Raw genomic sequence first — 24,242 nt, 5'->3', positions numbered from 1 at the left:
GTTGCTGATCCCCTCATGGATTTATCTCGGTGGTCTTTACCGGTTTATATTCCTTCCTTTTTTTACCCAATAACTTTTCAATCAATACATAGAAGAGCGGGGCAAAGAGGATAACCAGAATGGTGCCGGTGATCATTCCCCCTAGTACGGAGGTGCCGATCGCGTTCATAGCCCCTGCTCCTGCTCCCTTGTTCAATGTCAGGGGCAGGACGCCAAAGCCGAAGGCCAGCGAGGTCATCATGATCGGGCGGAATCGTAATTTTGTCCCTTCCAGCGTTGCCTCGATTAGCCCCCTTCCTTCTTCTACTCTCGCCTTGGCGAACTGGACGATCAGGATGGCGTTTTTGGTTGTCAGCCCCAGGGTGGTCAGGAGCCCGATCTGAAAATAGACGTCATTGGGTAATCCCCTAAGCGACGAGGCTATTACACCACCGATGACCCCCAGAGGCATAGCCAGGAGAATCGAAAGGGGAATAGGCCAGCTCTCATAAAGTGCAGCGAGACACAGGAATATCGCGAAAACGGAAAAGGCATACAACAGAGGTGCCTGAGACGTTGCCATCCGTTGCTGGAAAGATAGACCGCTCCACTCGAAGCCGATTCCCTGCGGCATTTTTAAAACGATCTCTTCCATAGCATTCATCGCTTCACCGGAACTCTTCCCCAGTGCCGGCTCACCCCAGATATTTATGCATGGAAAGCCATTGTAGCGCTCCAACCTCGGTGAACCGCTGGTCCAGTGGCTGGAAGCAAAGGAAGAAAAGGGGACCATTTTGCCCGAGGTATTGCGTACGTAGAGCTTTTCTATGTCCTTGGGCAGCATACGGTAGGGAGCGTCCGCCTGGACAAACACCCGCTTCACCCTGCCGCCCTGGATAAAGTTATTTACATAGGCACTGCCGAAGGCCGCTGAGATGGTGTTATGAATGGAGGTAATGGGAACCCCGAGAGCCCCGGCTTTTTCCCAGTCCACATCGATTCGGTATTCTGGTACATCTTCCATACCGTTAGGCCGAACCTTCGTTAATCTGGAGTCATGTGCCGCCATACCTAGGAACTTGTTGCGGGCCTGCATCAGCTTTTCGTGACCAAGTCCGCCCCTATCCAGCAGCCGGAAATCAAATCCGGTGGCGTTGCCCAGTTCGATCACAGAAGGCGGGGGAAAAGCGAATACCAGTGCCTTGCGGATTTGAGAAAAGGCCTTCATTGCGCGTTCCGCAATTGCATTTACCCTCAAATCAGAACGGTTGCGGAGCTTCCAGTCCTTGAGTTTGATGAATACCATGCCGTTAGTCTGAACCCTGCCTGAATAGCCGAAACCGCAAATTGTCATACAGGATTCCACTGCCTCTTTTTCGTTCTCCTGGAAATATTGCCGTACTTCATCCACTACCTTCTGAGTCTGTTCCATGGTGGAGCCCGTCGGCAACATGACCTGGGCGAGCAGGATTCCCTGGTCTTCATCCGGGAGGTAGCTTGTGGGCATCCTCAGGAAAAGGAATCCCATCGCTGTTACAATCAGAACAAAAGCTAAGACATAGCGCAGTTTTCTGGAAAGGGAATGTCCGACCAGCCTTACATAAAAGTCTCTGAAGCGGAAAAAGATTCGGTCAAACCAAAGGAAAAAGGGGCGAAGGAAGAAAATCGCATTTTGTGCCGGTTCATGCCCGGCCGCTACCGGTTTTAGGAGAGATGCGCACAGAACGGGTGTCAGGATGAGAGCCACCAGCACCGAAAGCAGCATGGATGATGCAATAGTCACGGAAAACTGGCGATAGATAACCCCTGTAGAACCACCAAAAAATGCCATCGGACCGAACACTGCCGAGAGCACAAGCCCAATACCGATCAGGGCGCTGGTGATTTGTTCCATGCCTTTGCGGGTGGCTTCCCTTGGAGAAAGCCCTTCCTCGCTCATGATCCTCTCCACATTTTCGACTACAACGATGGCATCGTCCACCAGAAGACCGATGGAGAGCACCATGGCAAACATAGTCAGCATATTGATGGAGAACCCGAATAGACTAAGCACGGCGAATGTCCCCAGAATTACTACCGGTACAGCGATGGTCGGGATCAGGGTAGCCCGGATATTCCCCATGAATAACCACATAACCAGAAAAACAAGCAATATTGCCTCGAGGAGGGTTTTGACCACCTCGTCGATGGCCACCTTGACGAAGGGGGTAGTGTCATAGGGATAGACGACCTTCATCCCCTGAGGGAAGTATCGGCTCATCTCCTTCATTTTCGCTTTGACTGCATCGGCTGTATCCAGAGCATTTGCGCCAGCTGCCTGCCGGATGGCCATACCGGCAGAAGATTTACCGTTGTGATAGACTTCGACGTCGTAGGAATCGGTTCCCAGTTCCGTTCGTCCCACATCCCTGATCCGTAAGATAGAACCGTCTGGATTAACGCGAATGGGAATGGCGGCAAATTCATCAGGGGTCTTAAGCATGCTCTGGACGATGATAGAGGCGTTCAGGCGTTGACCTTTAATTGCCGGTGCCCCGCCGAACTGGCCGGCTGAGACCTCCACGTTGTATATCTGAAGTGCCGCTATAACATCTTCTATTGTCAGGTGATAATCAGTGAGCTTGCTGGGGTTCAGCCAGATGCGCATGGCATACTGGGTCCCGAAGTTTTCTACCTCGCCTACACCGGGAACCCTCGCCAGTACTTTTTCCAGGTTGGATTGGGCATAGTCCCTTAAGTCAGTGCCGTCCATGCTGCCGTCTTCCGAAATCAGTCCCACGATCATCAGGTAGTTTCTGGTGGCCTTCCCTACGGTGACGCCCTGACGCTGGACCACCTCGGGCAGGCTCGCCATGGCAAGTTGAAGCTTATTTTGCACTTTGGCCCAGGCAAGGTCCGGATCGGTTCCAGGAGCAAAGGTCAACTCAACGCGGGAAGCACCTGCCGAATCACTGGTGGCAGACAGGTAGATCATTCTGTCAAGACCGGTCATTTTCTGCTCGATGATCTGGGTTACGCTGTTTTCCACTGTCTCCGCCGATGCTCCGGGGTAAAAGGACTGAATGTAGATCGACGGGGGAGCGATGGGAGGGTACTGAGACACGGGCAGATTGTAGATCGCAAGTCCCCCTGCTGCCATTATGATAATGGCGATGACCCATGCGAAGACCGGACGGTCCAGAAAAAATTTTGATAACATCACACTCCTCCGTCAGTTTCGATTTCGGGACTGCCTGTGCCCTGTTTCAGGTTTGGCACCACTTTTATAAGAGTCGGCTTCAAAAGGAACAACCTGCACGGGTGCTCCAGGACGCACTTTTTGGATGCCCTCGATTATAACCCGATCGCCTTTTGCAAGACCTGATGTAACGAGCCATTTGTCGCCAATGGCGCGATCAATCGTGAGCATGCGCTGCTGGACTCTACCTTTAACATCAATGATCAGAACCTGCGGATTCCCTTTTGGATCACGCAACACGGCCTGCTGAGGAATCAGAATGGCATGTTCACTGACGCCTTCCTTAATTAATGTCCGTAGGAACATACCTGGCAGGAGGACAGTGTTTGGGTTGGGAACTACAACCCGCAGGATAACAGAACCTGTGGTCGGTTCTACCGTTACATCCCGGAACTGAAGAATTCCTTCCATTGGATATGCCGTGGCGTCTTCCAGGATGATCCGAACCTTGTTTTGCTTTTTCCCATTTTGACTAAGATTGCCTTCCTCCAGACGGCGTTTCAACCGAAGCAGTTCGATGGTGGATTGGGGTACATCTACGTAAATAGGGTCAAGTTGTTGAATAGTTGCCAGTGCCACAGGCTGATATGCCATTACGATAGCGCCTTCGTTCACGTTGGATCTGCCAATGCGTCCGGAGATGGGGGCAGTAATATGCGTGTATGCCATATTGATACGGGCCGTCTCCAATGTTGCTTTCCAATACCTGATGTCGGCTTCGGTCTGTTTCAAAGCAGCTGCCACGTCATCGTAATCCTGCTGGCTGACCGCTTTTTCGGCTAACAATTCCCTGTAGCGTTTGGCTCTTAACCGTATGGCAGGCAGATTTGCCTCAGCCCTGCCGAGGGCGGCACTTGCATTGTCAAGCGCTGCCTGAAAGGGCGCGGGATCGATCAGATATAGTACTTCACCTGTCTTTATATTGGTGCCTTCCGTAAACAGTCGTTTCTGGATGATGCCGCTTACTTGAGGTCTGATTTCCGCAGTGCGGTAGGCGGACGTACGACCAGGCAGTTCGGTGGTCAGCTCGACCTGCCGCGGCTCAATAGTCACTGTGGCAACCTCGGCAACAGGGGGCGGCGGGGGTTGCTGCCGACGGTTGCAAGCGGTCAGCAAAAGACAGCCGAACAGGGCTATCAGGAATACACTCCATTTAGGGGGTTTATAGACAGTTCCATTTATTTGCATAAGAAAATCTCCTATTTTCAATTATGAACGTATTAAGTTACCATTCACCCTATAGAATATGATTTTATGTTGTCAAGCAAAAATATAAAAAATCTTAGAATTTTTTAAAAGTCCCTCAAGGCAGGATGACAAGGGGAGTGGTGTAACTTGGTGTAAATACAGTGAAAACGATAAGACCCCAAGAAGATCATCCTTTGGGGTCTTGTGTTAAATACAGAACCACCGAGATCAGCGGATTGAATTTTGGCTCCCCGGGTAGGATTCGAACCTACGACCTAGTGGTTAACAGCCACCCGCTCTGCCGGTTGAGCTACCGGGGAGTAATAAGCAACCAATACAGTTACAGAATAAGAAAACGGATTATACTAAGTATCCTTTTCCCCTTCCTTTGTCAAGGATTTTTTGGGAAAGTCTTGCTCCGTCTGCTCTGCCATCCGTTTGTAAGTATTGTACCTCTCTTTCATCTGTTCTTCGGCTTTTTGGAAGAGCGTTTTTGCATTCTCTGGAAAGGTTTTTACAAGACTGGAATAACGCACTTCACCCATAAGAAATTCTCTGAAATTACCCTTGGGGTCTTTTGAGTCAACAACAAAGGGATTTTTACCCTCTTCTTTGAGTTTTGGGTTGTAACGATAGAGGGGCCAGTAGCCTGATTCCACTGCCAGCTTTTGTTCATTTTGGCTTTTGCCCATGTCTATCCCGTGATTGATACAGGGGGAATAGGCTATGATCAGAGATGGTCCTGGATAACTCTCTGCCTCTGACAGCGCCTTTATAAGCTGATTCTTGTTAGCACCCATGGCAACAGAGGCAACATAGACATACCCATACGTCATGGCTATCCTTCCCAAATCCTTTTTACTAATCGGTTTGCCACTGGCAGCAAATTTGGCAACAGCTCCTGTGGGTGTTGATTTAGAGGATTGACCGCCTGTATTGGAATATACCTCAGTATCCAATACCAGGATATTTATATCATGACCCAGTGCAATAACATGGTCTAACCCACCGTAACCGATGTCATATGCCCAGCCGTCACCGCCAAAGACCCAGATTGATTTTTTAACGAGAAGATCGCTCATATCTGAGATATCAAGGATTAACTCATCCACCACACCCCGACTGTCCAGCAGATATTTACCAATAACTTCCTCTATTTTTTGACCGTACTCCCTTGACTTATCTGCATCATTCATATTCTCCAGCCATCCCTGAAATGCTTGCCTGAGTTCTTTTGATATATTCAAATTAAGGGCTTCCTGAATCATCTGTGCCAGCTTTTCCCGTCTCTGTGTTACTGCCAGCTCCATTCCAAAGCCATATTCCGCATTGTCCTCGAAAAGGGAGTTTGCCCAGGCAGGCCCATATCCTTTATCATTGACGGTATAAGGACACGTGGGAGCAGATCCGCCGTAGATGGAAGAACAGCCTGTAGCGTTGGCAATCATCATTCGATCTCCAAAGAGTTGTGTAACAACCTTTATGTATGGTGTTTCGCCACATCCCGGGCATGCCCCTGAGAACTCAAAGAGGGGCTGACGGAATTGGCTACCTTTCACCGATGAGACTGGCATCAGGTTGTCTATAACAGGAAGCTCTGTTGAAAACTTATGGTTGGGAACCTGAGTGTCTGTCTGTGTGACCAGCGGCTTCATAATCAGAGCCTTCTTCTTGGCAGGGCAGATGTCAGCACAGTTGCCGCAGCCCACACAATCAAGAGGGCTGACCTGAATTCGGTATCTCAATCCCTCCAGTTCTTTTCCTTTGCCTTCAACAGTAGTAAAATCTTTGGGGGCATTACTTAGGTCTTCTTTCCGGGCAAGGACCGGACGAATTGCGGCGTGAGGGCATACAAAGGAACACTGATTGCACTGTATGCATTCATCCTTCTGCCATTCCGGCACATTTATGGCAACCCCCCGTTTTTCATACCTGGTAGTACCTGTAGGGAAGATGCCATCCGGACTGAAGGCACTGACAGGAAGCTTATCTCCCTGCTGGGCAAGCATAGGCCTTACCACATCCTTCACAAACTCAGGTTCGTCATTTTCAATATATGCCTCCTGACCCACACCGGCCCAGGACTTTGGAACCTTGATCTTTTTCAAGGCATTTACGGTTTTGTCCACAGCATCAATATTCATCTGGACAATTTCGTCACCTTTTTTCCCGTATGTCTTTTTAATAGCTTCCTTTACGTATTTAAAGACTTCCTCAGGAGGAATAACATTGGCTATCTGAAAAAACGCCGTCTGCATGATCATGTTAATACGTCCACCCAGACCGAGTTCGGAAGCGATTTTAACGGCATCTATATTGTAAAAGTTCAGCCTTTTCTGGGCAATGGTTCTCTTCATATGATTGGGAAGCTCGCTCTCCATTTCCTTAAGGCTCCAGGATGAGTTGAGGAGAAATGACCCTTCTTCTCTGATCCCTTCCAGGATATTATACTGAGTAACGAAAGCAGGATTATGACACGCAATAAAATCGGATTTGGTTAACAGATACGGGGACTGGATCTTATGGGGCGAAAATCTGAGGTGAGACATGGTTATGCCGCCGGATTTTTTTGCATCATAAGCGAAATAACCCTGTGAAAACATATCCGTATTCTCACCGATAATTTTTATTGCGTTCTTATTGGCGCCAACGGTTCCATCGGCACCCAGTCCCCAGAACTTGCATCGCACAGTCCCTTTTGGGGATGGGTCTATTTCAGTACCCAGATCAAGGGATGTGTAGGTTACGTCATCTACGATACCCACTGTAAAATGGTTTTTTGGCACAGATGATCGCAGGTTGTCAAAAACGGCATTTACCATGGTGGGTGTAAAATCCTTGCTGCCGAGTCCATATCTGCCGCCCACGATAACCGGGGCATCCTCCCTGTTATAGAAGACTGTGCATACATCCTGGAAAAGAGGCTCCCCTAAAGCCCCTGGTGCCTTTGTCCTGTCCAGAACGGCAATTCTTCTGGCTGTGGCTGGAAGTGCCCTTAAAAAGTGTTCTACCGAGAAGGGGAGATACAATCTGACCTTGATAAGGCCAACCCTTTGGCCCAATCCGTTCAGGTAATTGACCGTTTCTTCGATAACATCACAACTGGATGCCATGGAAATGACTATTCTGTCTGCTTCGGGGTCTCCAACATAATCGAAAAGATTGTACGAACGGCCTACGAGAGCTCCTACTTTTTTCATTTCATCCTGGACAATGTATGCAACCTGATCGTAAAAAGGGTTGGCAGACTCCCGGTTTTGAAAAAATATGTCCGGATTCTGCGCAGTCCCTCTGAGCTGTGGGTGCTCAGGGTTCATCGCCTGGCTTCTGAAATCATCTATTGCCTCCCAGTCCACAAGCTCAGCCATGTGAGAATAATCGATGATATCTATCTTCTGTACCTCCGATGAAGTTCGGAATCCGTCAAAAAAGTGGACAAAGGGAAGGCTCGAACGAATGCTGGCAAGATGAGCTACCAGTCCCAGGTCCATTACCTCCTGGACAGAGGACGATGCCAGCAGACAAAAACCTGTCTGTCTGACGGCGTTTATATCCGAATGGTCGCCGAATATGGAGAGGGCATGGGTAGCAATAGCACGTGCCGAAACGTGAAAAACCGTAGGCATAACTTCACCGGATATCTTGTACATATTTGGTATCATCAGCAGCAGGCCCTGGGATGCTGTAAATGTAGTTGCCAAAGCCCCTGCAGAAAGTGCTCCATGCACAGCACCTGCGGCACCGGCTTCTGACTGCATCTCTACCACTTTCATGACCTGGCCAAATATATTCTTCCGCCCATGTGCCGCCCATTCATCACAGTATTCACCCATACTACTTGAAGGGGTAATCGGGTAGATTGCTGCCACTTCACTCATGGCATAGGCTACATGGGCTGCTGCTTCATTCCCTTCAATGGTTTTTTTTGTCTTATTCACTTTTTGTATTCCTTTCTCTTTAATTGTTTGTTTATAGCTCTCTTCTTCCTTCCATAGCTCTACTTAATGTATCAACATCGGTATATTCAATGTCACCCCCCATAGGGATTCCATAGGCAATCCTTGTCACTTCTATCCCCATGGGCTTAATCAGCTTAGCCAGATAAATAGCGGTAGCCTCTCCCTCCACAGAGGGATTAGTAGCAATAATAACCTCTTTTACCTTTCCAACGTGCAGTCTTTCTATCAATTCCTTTACTCTGATCTCCTGGGGACTAATCCCGTCCAGAGGTGAGAGTACTCCCTGCAATACATGGTATCTGCCTTTATATTTCCCTGTCTTCTCTATTGCCAGAAAGTCTGCAGGGTCCTCTACAACACAGATTGTCTTATCATCCCTTCTTTCATTCCCACATATTTTGCATGGATCACTATCGGAAAAATTAAAACAAACAGAGCAACAGGAAACCTTTTCCTTTACATCAATTATACTTTTGGCCAGCTCCTCTGCTTCCTTTCTGGAGGAGTTAAGAATATAAAAGGCGAGACGGGTAGCTGTCTTTTCACCTATGCCTGGAAGTTTTTTCAACCTGTCTATCAAGCGATCAATAGAATCGGCAAAGTAAGAAAACGACATCCTGTCACCTTTTTAAATTCACGCTGGATTAAATCAGATGGACTTGTAAAAAGTCAAAATTGGGATGGCACAGTAATCCGCCAGAGGCGGACAGATGGACTTTTTACGAAGCCATCAAATTAGGTTAAGCCGGGAATCTTTATCCCGCCAGTGACCTTGCTCATCTCTTCTGCCATCATCTCCTGCGACCTCTTTATTCCTTCAGTCACTGCGGCTACTATAAGGTCCTGCAGCATCTCCACATCATTGGGGTCGACAACCTCAGGGTCTATCTTTATGGAGACCAGTTCCTGTCTTCCGTTGACCACAGTTGTAATCATTCCTCCACCAGCCGAAGCCTCTACGGTCTTATTGGCAAGTTCCTCCTGGATCTTTCCAAGCCTTTCCTGCATCATCTTAGCCTGTTTCATAATATTTCCAAAACCTTTTGACATCCGCTACCTCCGTTATTGTCCCCTCGGGGAATGGGAGAAAAACTTGAATCCTCGAACCCTTAAGCCATCGGCTTTAGCCGATGGTAGTTGACTATTATACTTGCTTCGTCTTTATCTCTGTAACCTTGCCTCCGAATATGTTGATGGCATACTGGACAATCGGATTGTTCAATGCTTCCTCTCTCAATTTTCTAACTCCGTCAGATCCTTTACTGTTTTTTTTTAAAATGGACGCTGAGTCTGAGTTAGGAACTATGACTGATATGTTCAGTGCCATTTCCCTCTGGAAGAATTCTCTGAAGATATCTGCAAGGTCCTTTTTGTTCTGGGGTTCATTTATACTGTCCATGAATACAGAATTTTTTTCAAGTCCTATATCAATCTTTCCATCGTCTATGTTTATCAAATGACCAAGTTCAAGGATGGAAGCTAAAAGAGGTCTTTTCTTCTTAACGAAGCCAATCAGATTAAGCCATATCTCCTTAGTATCCCATCCCTTAATTCCAGATTCTGCCTCGGAAAGTTCCGTATCATTAGCAACTTCCAGGTGCTCAATTTCGTGGTTGACCAATACTTGTTCTGGGGATGAATCCAAAAGCTGTGGTTTTTCCAGGGACAACCTTGTGCTATTAGTATCACTATTATCTGTATTGAGTAATTTTGTTTCCAACTTATCAATCTTACGTAAGATGTCATCAATAGAGAGCAATGGTCTTGTATGAGCCATCCTGACAAGGGTCATCTCCATGACCAACCTGGGGTTACTCGATCTTATAATCTCTTGTTCACTATTAGCAAGGATGCTGAATAGCTGCTGAATCTCGTCGATGCCTAATAATGCCCCTTGCGTGGTAAGATCTTCAATCTCGCTATCCGGAAGGTCTATTAACCTAGAGGGGTTCTCAGTAACCTTGGTTATTATCAGATTTCTAAACTGTTCCAGAAGCCCCTTGTAAAATTCTTTAATATCATACCCATAGTTATATACATCCTCGATAATATCGAGGCATCTTTTGGGCTTCCTTTCTATTATTGAAAGGGAAGTTTCATAGAACAGTTTCCGATCTATAATCCCCAGAATCTCCACAATTTCATCATAGCTAATATCCCTCCCGGCAAATGATATAGCCTGATCCAGAATACTCTGGGCATCCCTCATACTACCCTCTGCTCCCCTGGCAATTAAAGCTAAACCCTTATCACTGATTTGTACCTTCTCGTCTGATACGATGAGTTTCAGATGAGCAAGAATATCTCTGGCAGAGATCCGCTTAAAATCATATCGTTGACATCTGGAGAGTATAGTTGGGGGTATTTTATGGGGTTCTGTAGTGGCAAATATAAATACCACATGTTCTGGGGGTTCTTCCAGGGTTTTCAATAATGCATTGAATGCACTATTGGATAACATATGAACTTCATCAATAATATAGACCTTATGGCTACCTTTCGATGGAAGGTATCTAACATTTTCCCTGAGTTCTCTTACATCGTCTACGCCAGTATTTGACGCTCCGTCAATCTCCAGAACGTCTATAGATGCCCCGGTGGATATATCCTTACAGAACTGGCACTGGTTACACGGTCCAGGAGTTGGACCATTCTGGCAATTTAAGGCTTTTGCCAGAATTCGGGCAACGGATGTTTTTCCTACTCCTTTTGTGCCAGTAAACAAAAGGGCATGAGGGACTCTATTGCCAATAATTGCATTTTGGAGGGTCTTTGTGACGTGTCTTTGGCCTACCACTTCTTCAAAGATCTGAGGTCGCCATTTCCGAGCCAGAACCAAATAGGACATAGAATAGTCCTTTCTTACCTCTAATAAATGATAGCTGGATTACCCTACGGCACACTAAAGAGATTACTACCGCTGCTTCCTCCCGGACCTGACGGGGTTTGTACCCTTTAATTGCGTAGGATCCAGCTATCAATTTGTAATTATATTCAAGCTTTAAAATTATCTTTTTCATTTTCCATGACAAACTAACAAACTAATCATCTCTATCTTTTTATATACTCATCACTTTTCACCCCCTCCCAAACCCTCCCCCTTCAAGGGGGAGGGGAGGGTGGGGGGTGGTAACTGGTTTTTATGGCGGAGAGAGAGGGATTTGAACCCTCGGTACACCTTTTGAGCGTACACACGATTTCCAGTCGTGCTCCTTCAGCCAGCTCGGACATCTCTCCCATAACTACAGTGGTCAGTTATCAGTGAACAGTTTTCAGTCAAAAATCTTTTTAACTACTCATCACTTTTCACCCCCTCCCAAACCCTTCACCTTGAAGGGGGAGGGGAGGGTGGGGGTGGTAACTGGTTTTTATGGCGGAGAGAGAGGGATTTGAACCCCCGGTCCCGATCTCTCAGGACAATTGATTTCGAATCAATCGCCTTCGACCAGACTCGGCCATCTCTCCTGAAATTTCCTGCGTTGCGAAATCAGGTGGTTTTCACCTTTTACTTTTTACTAGGCAATCATTATTGATTGTCTCTCAATCGTCTAAAGAACGACTGAATAATATCCTGACACTCTCTTTCCAAAACTCCTGAAGAAACCTCCATTTTATGGTTAACCCTTGAGTTCTGTAGAATATTATAGACAGAATCTACTGCCCCTGCCTTTGGATCTCTGGCACCATAAACCAGATGATGTATTCTGGCATTGATAAGCGCTCCTATACACATGATACAGGGTTCTATGGTTACGTAAAACGTGCTGTTTGATATACGATAGTTACCCAGTTTTTTGCCTGCTTTTCTTAGTGCCAGGATCTCAGCATGGGCAGTGGGATCATTTCTGGAAATGGATTCATTATGAGCGCTGGCCAATAACTCTCCATTTGAGGAAATGATTACAGCTCCAACAGGGACCTCACCCTTTTTCCCTGCCTTTCTGGCTTCTGCCAGCGCTTCCTGCATAAATTCAGTATGTATATCCATTCTTCGGCTGATTGTTGATTTAATTACTGACTCCTGAATTCTATCTCCTGTCTACTGAATTAGCTACTTATTTTTTATACCATAAACGCAATCTACGGGCAACTTAAAAAGGGGAATCGGACAACAAAGTTTTTGTCTGAGGAAAAAGAATTTTTCTGTTAAGGATAAAAAAAACACAGTACTCCAATAACCTTAGCCCTGAAAAATGGGAAATGTGCCGGTTAGAAAAAAAGAAAATAATAAAGAAATGATTGATAAGGGAGTCCTTTTCTGATAAAGGTAAATAATAGCAAATTGAAACATTTGAAAAATATGTTTCTCAAAGCCCTCAAATTTTAATGAACTTTTATAGCCAGGGAGGATTGAAAAATGGGTAAAAAAAGTATGGACACGCTCAAAACCAGATTAGGGGAAGAAGGGTACCAAAAACTGATTAGAATTGACAATCCAGAGCTTCATCAATTCATTGCCAAGTATGTTGAACTCTGTAACCCCAGAAAGGTGTTTGTTAGTACTGATTCCATGAATGATATTAAATATATAAGGGAATCGGCAATAATAAATGGGGAGGAAAGCAGACTGGCTATTGATGGTCATACCATTCATTTTGACAGTTATTATGACCAAGGGAGGGACAAAGAGCATACCGATATCCTTGTCCCTAAGGGTGTGGATCTTGGTCCAACCATAATTACAAAGGACAGATATGAAGGGGTAAAGGAAGTCCATGAGATACTTAAAAATATTATGGAGGGCAAAGAACTCTACATATGTTTCTTCTGTTTGGGCCCTACCAAATCCGAGTTTTCCATCCCCTGTGTCCAGCTTACCGATTCCAGTTATGTGGCTCACAGTGAGTTTCTCCTTTACCGAACAGGTTATGAAGAGTTTGTCAGGCAGGGGGCAAAAGCCCGTTTCTTCAAGTTTGTCCATTCTCAAGGGGAACTCGATGAAAGGAAGGTATGTAAAAATCTGGATAAACGAAGAATATATATTGATATTGATGATGATATTGTGTACAGCACCAACACCCAGTACGGTGGCAACACTATTGGGTTGAAAAAGTTGGCTATGCGCCTGGCAATCAACCAGGGGTCAAAAGAAGGCTGGTTAACAGAGCATATGCTAATCCTGGGAATAAACGGCCCAAAAAATAGGGTGACTTATTTTACAGGGGCGTTTCCTTCCCTCTGCGGGAAGACCTCTACTGCCATGCTGGATGGTGAAAGAATCGTGGGGGATGATATTGCCTATCTCAGACAAAAAGATGGAGAGGTCAGGGCAGTCAATGTGGAAAAGGGCATGTTTGGTATAATAATGGGAGTAAATTCTAAGGATGACCCATATCAGTGGAATGGGCTTCATAGCCCTGGAGAGATCATATTTTCCAACGTGCTGGTTACTGAAGATAAACACGTACACTGGATTGGAAAGGATGGAAATGTCCCCGCCAAAGGTTATAACCATTCAGGGGAATGGCTTACTGGGAAAAAAGACGGAAAGGGTAAAGAGATACAATGCTCCCATCCAAATGCAAGATTTACGATCAGTTTAGATGCTTTTGAAAACCTTGACCCTAAAATTAATGACCCATCAGGTGTTTCGGTAGGTGGAATAGTTTACGGGGGCAGGGATTCAGATACCTGTGTACCAGTTGAAGAATCTTTTGACTGGGCACATGGAATAATAGCCAAAGGTGCATCATTGGAATCTGAGACTACGGCTGCCACGTTAGGGAAGGAAGGGGTAAGAGAATTTAATCCTATGTCCAATCTGGATTTTTTGTCCATTCCTGTAGGAAAGTATATTCAAGACAATCTGGATTTTGGCAAAAACCTGAAAAAACCGCCCATCATCTTTTCTGTTAATTACTTTATTAAAGACAGGGAGGGAAATTTCTTAAATGAGAAGACAGATAAGAGAGTCTGGTATAAATGGATGGAACTGCGGGTCAATGATGAAGTTGGCTTCATTGAAACACCTACTGGTAAGATACCCAGGTATGAGGATATTCAAAGGCTGTTTAAGGAGGTACTTAAAAAAGACTATACTGAAAAAGACTATAGTAAGCAATTTATGATAAGGATTCCGGAAAACCTGGCAAAGATTGATAGGATAAAAGCGATTTATGAGACCAAGGTTTCTGATACACCCAAAAAGGTATTTGAAGTATTGGAGGAACAAAGGCAGAGGTTGAACAAGGCAAGGGAAAGATACGGTGACTATATTACACCAGATAAATTATGACAGCTTCGTAAAAAATCCTTTCTGTATTATTAGAAGGTCCGTCCCATAATGCTTAAGCTGATTAAGAAGAGGCAAGAAAAGGTTGGTCTCTCCCCTGGTACCCTCGTCCATATAGGGGAAAAGAAAACTGACAGGACAAGGATTACGGTTATTGACTACGATGAAGTGCAGTTTCAAGAGCAGGAAGTAAATACAGTGGAGGAATGCTTCCCGTTTAAAGATACACCGACCGTTACCTGGGTAAACATAGATGGTCTCCATGAGGTTGATGCGATAGAAAGACTTGGGATCCATTTTAACATACATCCCCTTATTCTGGAAGACATTTTGAATACGGGGCAACGTCCAAAAATGGAGGATTTTGAGGATTACATCTTCGTAGTCATAAGGATACAATAGAAACATTCAGAGACATGGTTTCTGGAATGCTCGATGTCTATCTTTCCAGTATCAGCAATAAAATGAACGAGGTTATGAAGGTTTTAACTATTATTGCTACCATATTCATCCCCCTGACTTTTATGGCGGGTATTTATGAAATGAACTTTAAATATATGCCAGAGCTTGAACTTCATTGGGCTTATCCAGCCGCGTTGATAGCCATGGCAACTGTAGGAGTTGTAATGGTAATCTATTTTAAGAGAAAAAAGTGGCTTTGAAATGTTCGGTTAGGGGCACGGCGCGCCGTGCCCCTAACTCTTCATTTTTTAATGATGAAGGGAAGGGAGTAATTTATTTCTGATTTTTTTTCTCATGAAACAATAGATTATAAATGGACATTATATATTATGAAATTTAGGAAACGAACTCCTATTCAAATTCTATCCGTTGGATTTATTCTAATTAGTCTCATCGGTGGCATTTTATTATATTTACCGATTTCATCATCTTCTGGGGAAACGACTCCTTATCTGGATGCTCTATTTACCGCGACTTCAGCCATAACTACTACAGGGCTAATTGTCGTCGATACAGGTTCACATTATAATTTGTTCGGACAAATTGTAATTATGATACTCTTTCAAATCGGCGGTTTAGGCTATATGCTGTTTTTTGTTTTTTTTGTTCTCTTGATGGGCAATAAACTTTCTATGCAAAGCACATTACTGCTTCATGAGGTAGTAAAACGGCCTTTTAAAATTGAAGCGGCCAAATTTGCAAAACTAATCATATTTTATACATTTGTAATTGAATTGATAGGTGCCATCGCATTAAGTATTTATCTTTCCAGCGATTTTACACTACCGCAAGCTGTCTATTCAGCTATTTTTCATTCCGTTTCTGCGTTCAATACAGCAGGATTTTCAATTTATGCTGATAATCTCTGCCGATATAATAACAGCATTGTTCTGAATATAATCCTGATCTTGATCTTTACGGCAGGTTGTCTGGGATTTTGGGTCGTATTTGATAGTTTTGAAAATATTCGGAACAAATTAAAGAAAAAGAAACCCAGCAGGTTATCGGTCCATAGCAAACTTGTTTACTTGCTAATGATTGTATTTTTTATTATGGGCACATTCATTATTTATTTTTCGGAACACTGGGTAGCCACCATTTCTGTTAAAGAAAAAATGCTCAATTCTATATTTCAGACTTTAACGGCTACCAGCACAACGGGGTTTAATACTATTGATATAGGTGGAATGAGTGAAGGAAGTTTATTTCTGATTATTGGATTCATGTTTATTGGAGCGGGTTCAGGCAGCACAGCAGGTGGTATTAAGATAACAACATTTGGTATTCTGCTTGCTTTGCTTTATTCTGTGTTGAGGCAAAAAAATGACGTGAATATCTTCAAACGACGCGTCAGCGCTGAAGTTATCCGACACTCATTATCGATAATGCTTTTGGCTGGTTTATGGATGTTTTTGGCTACTCTCGTTTTATCTGTTACGGAAAGTGGATCATTTATCCAGATTCTATTTGAAGTGGTTTCGGCATTAGGCACCGTAGGCCTCTCCACCGGTATAACCGGCAATTTGACCTTCATTGGAAAATTGTTTATTATAGCAACCATGCTAATTGGGCGGATAGGCCCATTAGGTGTTGGTCTTTCTGTTCTCAAAAGACACAGGGAAACATATAAATATCCCCTTGGTGATATTTATGTTGGATAAAGGTAGGTGATTTTATATGCGTCAATTTGCAGTTATTGGGCTGGGCAATTTTGGATTTAGTCTTGCTGTATCACTTGCCCAAAAGGGTCATGAAGTTTTGGTCATTGATTCGGATAGTGATAAAATTGAAGAGATTAAAGATTTGGTTACCAATGCGATAGTTCATGATGTAAAAACGGGGGAATATTTGAAAGAGTATCTAAACAAAAACATAGATACTGTTATATTAAATCTTGGGGAAACAATTGAAGCAAATAGCTTGGCGATTTATCATTTAAAGGAAATTGGAATTAAGAACATAATTGTAAAAGCAGTGAATGACATTCAGGCGATAATCTATAAAAAAATAGGTGCCACTGAAATTATCAATCCCGAAAAAATGGCTGGCGAACATTTATCAGAACGATTAAATTCCCCTAATTTAATTGAATATATTCCACTTACGCCTGAATATGGCATTTTTGAAATCGCAATCCCAGATAAATTTATCGGTAAGACAATTAAAGATATAGGTTTTCGAAAAAAGTATCATATTGAAATAATAGCCATTAAAAATATTCTAAAAGATGTGATTTCATTTATGCCCGATCCTGATTCAAAGATAGAACCAGACTCAATTCTTCTGTTTATTTGTAAAGAAGAAGATTTTGAAAAATTAAGTTTTTGAAAACTACCCTGAAAGGGACATTCCTATCTCTCTGGCTGAAAGGTTACACAACCCTAATATGCTCGACTATTTACCTTTCCTGGAAGGTTACAGTATTATAGAATTGGCTCCATCAAAAAAGTTTACGGGTAAAACCCTGCGTGAACTCGATCTCATCAATCTTTATGGTGTTCAGGTAATCGCAATCAAAGAACTTATCCCTGAGCGTTTGAACCTTATCCCCACGGGAGATTCCATCATGAAAGACAGCAACATCTTGGTTCTTCTGGGGTCAAATGAAGGACTTGAAAAGTTGCGTGGAGAAGAGTGATGGACTAGAAAACTGAGTAGCATGGAACTCAAGGAGGAATCTTTGCCACAGAACGGTGAGATTGACAGTGAAGGCGTTGTCATCAATGAGGTTCAGCTTCTTTTGGCGGAAAAAAGGACATCACTGTCAGCCATGCGCACAGGAATTGCCGTTTTAGCTTTGCCGCTCTCGGTGCTGAGTATCCTGATAGCCACCTCGAAATACTACGATGTTATCCAGGTGATACATCTGTTTGTGCCGGCATTGGTGATAAGTGCCATTTTGTTTTTTCTGGGTTCATACCTCATTATACGAGGAATCATCAGGATTCGCTACTACGATAGGATTATTTTGGAGCTTAAACAAAAGTACAGCAGGATTGCCGAGTTTATCGATTAGACTATAACTGAGAGCTATGCGCCTGATTTTTGACTTTTTACGACTTCATCAAGTATACCGTTTGTACTAAAGAAGATACAGGCTGTGCCCAACACAAAGCCAGACAGAAAAAAAAGGCATTATACAAGAGATGTCAGAACATGGTCATTCACAAACCCATTCTGGTTACAGGGTTACCTATATCGGTATGCTGGTCAATCTGTTCTTGATCGCCCTCAAGTTTTTTTCAGGTCTGTTCGGACACAGTCAGGCCCTTATTGCTGACGCAGCCCACTCTGCATCAGATCTTGCAACCGACTTTGTGGTACTGTTTGGCTTAACGATAGGGCGCAAAATCTCTGATAAAGATCACCACTTTGGACATGCCAGGTTTGAGACCCTGTCATCTTCGATTATTGGCCTGGGGCTTATGGGTACTGCAGTTTATATAGGCGTAGAAGCCACTTTAAATATCTACCACCATACCGAGCATCACCCCACCTGGCTGGCCGTAGGAGCGGCAGGGCTTTCCATCGCCATTAAAGAAACTCTCTACCGCTACACAATCCATGTTGGAAAACGGATCAAGAGTGCCGCAGTTATAGCCAATGCTTTGGAACATCGTTCAGATGCCCTGTCATCTGTAGCGGTGCTGATAGGTGTGGGAGGAGCCATTATCAAACCAGGCTGGCACATCCTTGATGCATATGCTGCCCTTGTGGTCTCATTTTTTATATTTAAGGTGGGTTTGGAAATCCTGCGGGACTCTGTACGCGAGTTCACAGACACTGCCCCCAATCCTGAAATCGTGGACGGGATCAGATACTGCGCCTGTCAAGTAAAAGGTGTCATTGATGTTCATGATTTAAAGGTTCGCACCTCCGGTGGGCTTTATCAAATAGAGCTCCACGTAGTGGTGGACAGGAATCTGACTGTAGCTGAGGGTCACCGAATCGCTAAGGAGGTGGAAGCATGTCTTACCAAAGACTTCCAGTACCTTGGCCTAATGATTGTACATGTTGACCCTTCAATGGTGGAAACTGCCCTGGAAGACCTTTCTGAATAGTGAGATATGTGTTCTGTTGTCCAACTTCGTATTTAACCATGAGTGGCGGCCATGTCTTCAACTGCTTGGGCAGCTTTTATGTACATTCTTTCTACATATTCCTTCACCATGCGTCTTGTGCAGAAAGCAGGTACGATTGAAGATATGGCTTCTTTCATTACCCTTATCCATCCACGAGGTAATCCATTCCAGTCGCGTTCATAATATAGTGGCACAATTTCATCCTCAAGGAGACGATAGAATGCCTCGGCATCCTGGTCATCTTGAGATGCCACAGGAGATGCTTTGCCATTGCCAATAGCCCAACCATTGGCTCCATTGTAACCCTCATACCACCACCCGTCCAATACGCTAAAATGGGGGATGCCGTTGAGCGCTGCCTTTTGGCCACTGGTACCGCTGGCTTCCTGCAATAGTCGGGGAGTGTTCAACCAGACGTCCATCCCATGCACCAGGTATCGTGCTACATGCATATCGTAATCCTCAACGAAAGCTATTCGCCCCCCAAACATAGGATCCTTTGCTATATGATATATCTGCTGAATGAGGTATCTGCCCTGTTCGTCCGCCGGATGTGATTTGCCGGCGAATATTATCTGTACCGGCCGCCACTGGTCCTGAACAATACGCTTCAAACGCTGCGTATCCTTTAAGATAAGGGTAGCCCGTTTGTAGTCAGTAAAACGACGGGCGAAACCGATGGTAAGTACCTCGGGGTCCAACAACGCTCCCATAGTTAGTACCTGTCCTGGTGTTACATTGTCTTCAGTCCAGCGCTTACGGGACCTGTCGCATACAAAACTGATGAGTTTACGTTTCAACCACAGATGGGTCTTCCAGAGTTCCTCATCCGGAATGTCCATTGCTCGTTTCCAGAAGTCGGGGTTATCCTGTTTTTCTCTCCAATCTTTGCCCAGATACTTCCTGTAGAGATTCCTCATATCGGGGGCTAACCATGTGGGGATATGTACCCCATTAGTCACAGAAGTGATGGGTACATCATCCTCTTTCACGTCAGGCCAAAGGGATTGCCACATCCTGCGACAGACTTTGCTGTGAAGTTTACTTACCCCATTTATCCAGTCAGCCATCCGGAGTGCAAGCACAGTCATGCTGAAAGAAGTTTCTCCTTTTATTCTGCCCAGTTCCAGGAAGGTATTCCTGTCCAAACTCAAAGATTCCCAATAGCGATGGAAGTAGCTCTCAACCAGGTCGAAGGGGAAGGCATCATGACCTGCAGGAACTGGAGTGTGAGTGGTAAATACGGTGGTAGCCTGAATCCTAGGAACAGCTTCGTCAAAATTCATACCCTTTTCTACCAATTCTCGAACACGCTCAAGCATCATAAAGGCTGCATGCCCCTCATTAGCATGCCAGACAGTTGGTTTGATACCCAGTACCCGGAGAACCCGTACCCCCCCAATCCCCAAAAGAATTTCCTGTTGCAGGCGCTTCTCTCTATCACTTACATAGAGGCGAGCGGAAAGCTGACGGTCACTGGGTGGGTTTTCTTCTATATCGGTATCCATCAGGAAGAGATTGACACGTCCAATACTGACCTTCCATATTGCGACCCATACTGTTCTTGAATCCAGCTCTATGGGAACCTTTAATCTCTCCCCCTGAGATGAGACTGCAGCACTGATGGGCGCTTCTTCGAAATTAAGCTGTTCGTAGAGCTCCTCTTGCCAACCATCAGGGGAAATATGTTGGTGAAAATACCCCTGGGGATACATGAATCCTATGCCTACCAGTGGTACCCCTAAGTCGCTGGCTTCCTTGCAGTAATCGCCTGCCAGGACACCAAGTCCTCCGGCATATATGGGAAGGGAATTATGTATGGCGTACTCTGCTGAAAAGTAGGCAATGGTCTGTCTGTCAAGGATTCCGTAGTTATTGACAAACCAGCTGCTGTTTTGTGACATGTAGTCATCAAAGGTTTTTACCGCAGCATCATATTCCTGGAGGAAAGAAATGTCTGCGGAGGCCGCCAGAAGCCTTTGAAGGGGGATATCCCCAAGGAGTTTAACTGGATTATGGCGGGCACCTTTCCAGAGCACTCTATCCAACGACCTGAACAGAGCCCGTCCCTCCGGGTGCCATGACCACCACAAATTGTAAGCCAACTCGGCAAGTCTGCCAATAGGTGCAGGAAGCCTTGCTGCCAATAATCTCATATCCATTTTGCTTTTTCTCCATGAATTGATTGGTTTACGCTGAAAGGTTCCCCCATATATTGAGTATAAAATTAATACATACCCAATATATAGTATATTTTTGGAGGGAAGTCAATAACCAAATATTATTATGCCGCAAGTTTATTTGTCTGAATATGGAATTTTAGTGCCTTTAGCTATAACCACTATCCCTGACTCACTTACAAAAAAACGCTTTCTGTCCGCTTCCAGGTCATAACCGATCTCTGTTCCCCGAGGTATCTTTATTCTTTTATCTATGATAGTCCTCCTGATCTTAGAATATCTGCCTACCTCTACACCTTCCATCAAAACGGATTCCCGAATATCAGCGTAGCTGTTGATCCGAACATGGGGAGAGAGGACAGAGTTTTGTACCCTACCACCGCTAATTATACATCCCCCGGAAACCATAGAATCGAGGCAGATACCTAACCTTCCACCGGGATATTCCTGTGCAAAGACAGTCTTGGCAGGAGGGTAATGTCCTTGATAGGTACGTATGGGCCACTCAGTGTCATAAAGGTTCAGGGCTGGATCTGGCGCAACCAGATCCATATTGGCATCAAAGTAGGCATCGATGGTACCTACATCCCTCCAGTATTTGGCTTCCTTTTTGTTTTCATCTCTGAAATTATGGGCAAAGACCCTCGCCTTGTGGATTATCTCCGGGATAATGTCCTTGCCAAAGTCGTGATTGGTCTCTTTATGGGCATCCTCCTCAAGCGATTCTCTTAAGATGTCGCTATTGAAGATATACACCCCCATATTGGCAAAGAGGGGCTGCATGCTGCGGGGTGAAGCCTCGATTCTCTGAGGCTTTTCCTCAAAACCTGTCACCTTGTCTTCTTCATCCACCTTTAGTATGCCGAACCGGGATTCGATGCTCTGATCAACCTCTGTGGTGGCAAGGGTGACATCAGCGCCTTTGCTTTCATGAAAGTCGAGCATTTTGGAATAGTCCATTTTATACACATGGTCGGCTGAGAGGATCAGGAAATACCGGGGGTTTACTGTATCGGCAAAGTATAAATTCTGATAGATGCTGTCCGCAGTTCCCTTATACCATTCCCCGCTGGTCCTCATCTGGGCGGGGATCGGAAATATATATTCGCCAAGTTCTGAATCCAATATATCCCAGCCCAACCTCAAATGTCGTTCCAGGGACAGAGATTTGTATTGGGTCAGGACCACGATCTTTCGAACTCCCGAATTGATGCAATTGCTTAATGTGAAATCGACCAAACGGTATATTCCTCCGAAAGAGACTGCCGGTTTTGCTCTGTCACGGGTTAATGGGTAGAGCCGCTGTCCGCCACCGCCTGCCATGATCATAGCCAGGACGTTCCTCATCGGTCTCACCTCCTCTTTCTCATACTTGTTTGTTTATTGTCTCCTCACCTTTTTCTTCCGGCTTTTCTTCAGTCCCTTCCTTGCGGAGTCCCTTTTCAAACTTGGCAAGGATATCCGCTGCCTTTTCCCGGAGAGGACCCAGTGACTCAATTTGTTTCTTTAAATCAGCCACCCCCCCTGCCTTATTGTATGCCAAAACAGCAACAACCAAAGCGATAATGGCAATGATAAAATTTAATACTGTCATAATTTCAATCTCCTTTCCTTGTATGGATCGTTTTTTTAACATTCCAGCCCGATGTGTTTTTGCTCACCTGCTATCTCCTCAGTTTTCTTGTTCCATACTTCGATGAGATAATCCTTGTGTTTCTCAAATTTTATAGCCTGTTCCTCTACCAGTGCCTCAGCCTCCTGTGAGGACATCTCCCGGGTTTGCTGGATGAAGGAGGCTACGCGGGCATAGTAAAGGGGAGTCACTAAGTCGATCAGCTTATTGCGGTTGATGCGCCAGGCATGGAAGGTAGCTGCTAATTCATAGAGTATCTGAATCCATGTATCGGTGGAAAGATGAAAATGGCTCGAATCCATTTGGTAGCTCTTTGTGATCTCGTCGAAACAGTTTTTGCAGAATATCTCCTTCCACAGGGAAGAGAACTGCTGGAAGCCGGTCCTGAAATTCTCTATCATTACCTCTACATTAACGGTTACAGGCTCAGGTTCTATGTATTCTTCGTGTCCAAAAGTTTCAACAGGGCTACTGCCCCTGACCTCTTTCCAGTAGGTTTCAAAGCCTTCCATGAGGGAAAAGAGGGTCCAGATAACCTGGCGGAACATGGGACCCAGGTGCTGCCCCGGGTCCTTGGCATCGTGGATCTTGGCCCCAAGATTGGACTGACAGACACGAAACCCTTGAGTTATGGCGTTAGTGGTCATCCAGATGTCTATCCCGTACCGGGCCACATCTGTTTCCCAGACGTCCTGTTCGCTATAGAACCTGGCTAAATCCCTTGAGAAGGCAAAGTCCCCACCTATGGGCTGTCGGATGCGTTTTCCATAAAGGGCACGGGTAAGGTTGTATACGATATTATTAGTAATAGTTCCGTCGTACTTATGGCGGAGGTAGACAGGTGATACAAACTGATACTTCCGGCTAATAACAGGGTCCAGGAGGTACTGTACCCAGTCTGATGTGATACTCCTGAGGTCTGAGTCCACTACAGCACACGCTTCAACACTTAACCGCTTAGCGGTCTCAAATATAGATCTTAGGGCTGTCCCTTTCCCGGCTGAGCCCCGGTAAATAGAGACAATCTTCTCCTGCCACGGTTTGATTTCAAACTCCTTGGCTGCCTCCCTGGTATCGTCTGTGGACCCCCCATCGGCAATGAATATTACGCTCCTTAGTTCTTTGTAGTGCTTGGCCAGACCATGACTGACCATCTGAATCACATGGGCAATGGTTCGCTCGTTGTTGTAGCAGGGAATCCCTACCAGGATATCTGCGGATTCAACCTCCTCGATCCGTTTTGATGTGTAACCCCTAAGAGCTGTGTCATAGTGCATCAGGTGACTCCT

At 45.1% G+C, this 24,242-nt stretch carries 17 protein-coding genes, 3 tRNA genes, 1 other RNA gene and 1 pseudogene; 7 read left to right on the top strand and 15 right to left on the bottom strand.

Annotated elements, in window-relative coordinates; all coding sequences use genetic code 11:
- Positions 1-13 precede the first annotated feature (13 nt).
- The 11 genes from AB1401_03745 to tadA form a co-directional block, all read right to left on the bottom strand.
- The gene (locus tag AB1401_03745) at positions 14-3,178 is read right to left on the bottom strand and encodes an efflux RND transporter permease subunit (GenBank protein ID MEW6614567.1); all 3,165 of its coding nucleotides are present in this window, start codon (positions 3,176-3,178) and stop codon (positions 14-16) included.
- Between the two features lie 12 nt (positions 3,179-3,190).
- On the bottom strand, positions 3,191-4,405 hold the full coding sequence (locus AB1401_03740; protein ID MEW6614566.1) for an efflux RND transporter periplasmic adaptor subunit: 1,215 nt from the start codon (positions 4,403-4,405) through the stop codon (positions 3,191-3,193).
- A gap of 244 nt (positions 4,406-4,649) precedes the next feature.
- Positions 4,650-4,725, bottom strand: a tRNA-Asn gene (locus AB1401_03735).
- A 45-nt stretch (positions 4,726-4,770) separates the two neighbouring features.
- Positions 4,771-8,343, bottom strand: coding sequence for a pyruvate:ferredoxin (flavodoxin) oxidoreductase (gene nifJ / locus AB1401_03730; protein ID MEW6614565.1), 3,573 nt, complete (start codon positions 8,341-8,343; stop codon positions 4,771-4,773).
- Positions 8,344-8,374: 31 nt separating this feature from the next.
- On the bottom strand, positions 8,375-8,980 hold the full coding sequence (gene recR / locus AB1401_03725) for a recombination mediator RecR (GenBank protein ID MEW6614564.1): 606 nt from the start codon (positions 8,978-8,980) through the stop codon (positions 8,375-8,377).
- 119 nt (positions 8,981-9,099) lie between these two features.
- A complete protein-coding gene (locus tag AB1401_03720) occupies positions 9,100-9,414 on the bottom strand; it encodes a YbaB/EbfC family nucleoid-associated protein (GenBank protein ID MEW6614563.1) in 315 nt (104 codons plus the stop codon).
- A 94-nt stretch (positions 9,415-9,508) separates the two neighbouring features.
- Entirely contained in the window at positions 9,509-11,212 is a 1,704-nt protein-coding gene (gene dnaX / locus AB1401_03715; GenBank protein MEW6614562.1) for a DNA polymerase III subunit gamma/tau, read from the bottom strand.
- 29 nt (positions 11,213-11,241) lie between these two features.
- Positions 11,242-11,340: signal recognition particle sRNA small type (gene ffs / locus AB1401_03710), an RNA gene on the bottom strand.
- 167 nt (positions 11,341-11,507) lie between these two features.
- Positions 11,508-11,601, bottom strand: a tRNA-Ser gene (locus tag AB1401_03705).
- 134 nt (positions 11,602-11,735) lie between these two features.
- Positions 11,736-11,829, bottom strand: a tRNA-Ser gene (locus AB1401_03700).
- Between the two features lie 61 nt (positions 11,830-11,890).
- Positions 11,891-12,352, bottom strand: coding sequence for a tRNA adenosine(34) deaminase TadA (gene tadA, locus AB1401_03695; protein MEW6614561.1), 462 nt, complete (start codon positions 12,350-12,352; stop codon positions 11,891-11,893).
- 369 nt (positions 12,353-12,721) lie between these two features.
- Here tadA and AB1401_03690 point away from each other — a divergent pair, with 369 nt between their 5' ends.
- The 7 genes and pseudogenes from AB1401_03690 to AB1401_03660 all read left to right on the top strand — a co-directional run bounded on the left by AB1401_03690 (position 12,722) and on the right by AB1401_03660 (position 19,119).
- Positions 12,722-14,599, top strand: a complete 1,878-nt coding sequence (locus AB1401_03690; protein ID MEW6614560.1) for a phosphoenolpyruvate carboxykinase (GTP) — start codon at positions 12,722-12,724, stop codon at positions 14,597-14,599.
- Positions 14,600-14,656: 57 nt separating this feature from the next.
- A pseudogene (locus AB1401_03685) lies at positions 14,657-15,258 on the top strand (CorA family divalent cation transporter).
- A gap of 129 nt (positions 15,259-15,387) precedes the next feature.
- Complete coding sequence (locus AB1401_03680) at positions 15,388-16,719, top strand: TrkH family potassium uptake protein (GenBank protein MEW6614559.1); 1,332 nt, start codon at positions 15,388-15,390, stop codon at positions 16,717-16,719.
- Between the two features lie 16 nt (positions 16,720-16,735).
- A complete protein-coding gene (locus AB1401_03675; protein ID MEW6614558.1) occupies positions 16,736-17,386 on the top strand; it encodes a TrkA family potassium uptake protein in 651 nt (216 codons plus the stop codon).
- Between the two features lie 58 nt (positions 17,387-17,444).
- Entirely contained in the window at positions 17,445-17,696 is a 252-nt protein-coding gene (locus AB1401_03670; protein MEW6614557.1) for a TrkA C-terminal domain-containing protein, read from the top strand.
- A gap of 42 nt (positions 17,697-17,738) precedes the next feature.
- On the top strand, positions 17,739-18,074 hold the full coding sequence (locus AB1401_03665; protein MEW6614556.1) for a hypothetical protein: 336 nt from the start codon (positions 17,739-17,741) through the stop codon (positions 18,072-18,074).
- A 130-nt stretch (positions 18,075-18,204) separates the two neighbouring features.
- Positions 18,205-19,119, top strand: a complete 915-nt coding sequence (locus AB1401_03660) for a cation diffusion facilitator family transporter (protein MEW6614555.1) — start codon at positions 18,205-18,207, stop codon at positions 19,117-19,119.
- Positions 19,120-19,151: 32 nt separating this feature from the next.
- Here the strand turns inward: AB1401_03660 and glgP are convergent, their stop codons facing one another.
- From glgP to AB1401_03640, 4 genes are all read right to left on the bottom strand, one after another.
- Positions 19,152-21,302 (bottom strand): alpha-glucan family phosphorylase, encoded by a 2,151-nt coding sequence (gene glgP / locus AB1401_03655; GenBank protein MEW6614554.1) that lies wholly within the window; start codon positions 21,300-21,302, stop codon positions 19,152-19,154.
- 135 nt (positions 21,303-21,437) lie between these two features.
- Positions 21,438-22,667: a glucose-1-phosphate adenylyltransferase gene (gene glgC, locus AB1401_03650; GenBank protein ID MEW6614553.1), complete on the bottom strand. Its 1,230-nt coding sequence runs from the start codon at positions 22,665-22,667 to the stop codon at positions 21,438-21,440.
- A gap of 19 nt (positions 22,668-22,686) precedes the next feature.
- Entirely contained in the window at positions 22,687-22,914 is a 228-nt protein-coding gene (locus tag AB1401_03645; GenBank protein MEW6614552.1) for a hypothetical protein, read from the bottom strand.
- 35 nt (positions 22,915-22,949) lie between these two features.
- A complete protein-coding gene (locus tag AB1401_03640) occupies positions 22,950-24,230 on the bottom strand; it encodes a glycosyltransferase (GenBank protein ID MEW6614551.1) in 1,281 nt (426 codons plus the stop codon).
- Between the last annotated feature and the right edge of the window lie 12 nt (positions 24,231-24,242).

The sequence above is a fragment of the Thermodesulfobacteriota bacterium genome, assembly GCA_040757775.1.
Classification (GTDB): domain Bacteria; phylum Desulfobacterota; class UBA8473; order UBA8473; family UBA8473; genus UBA8473.
This window is presented reverse-complemented; position numbering and strand designations above follow the sequence as displayed.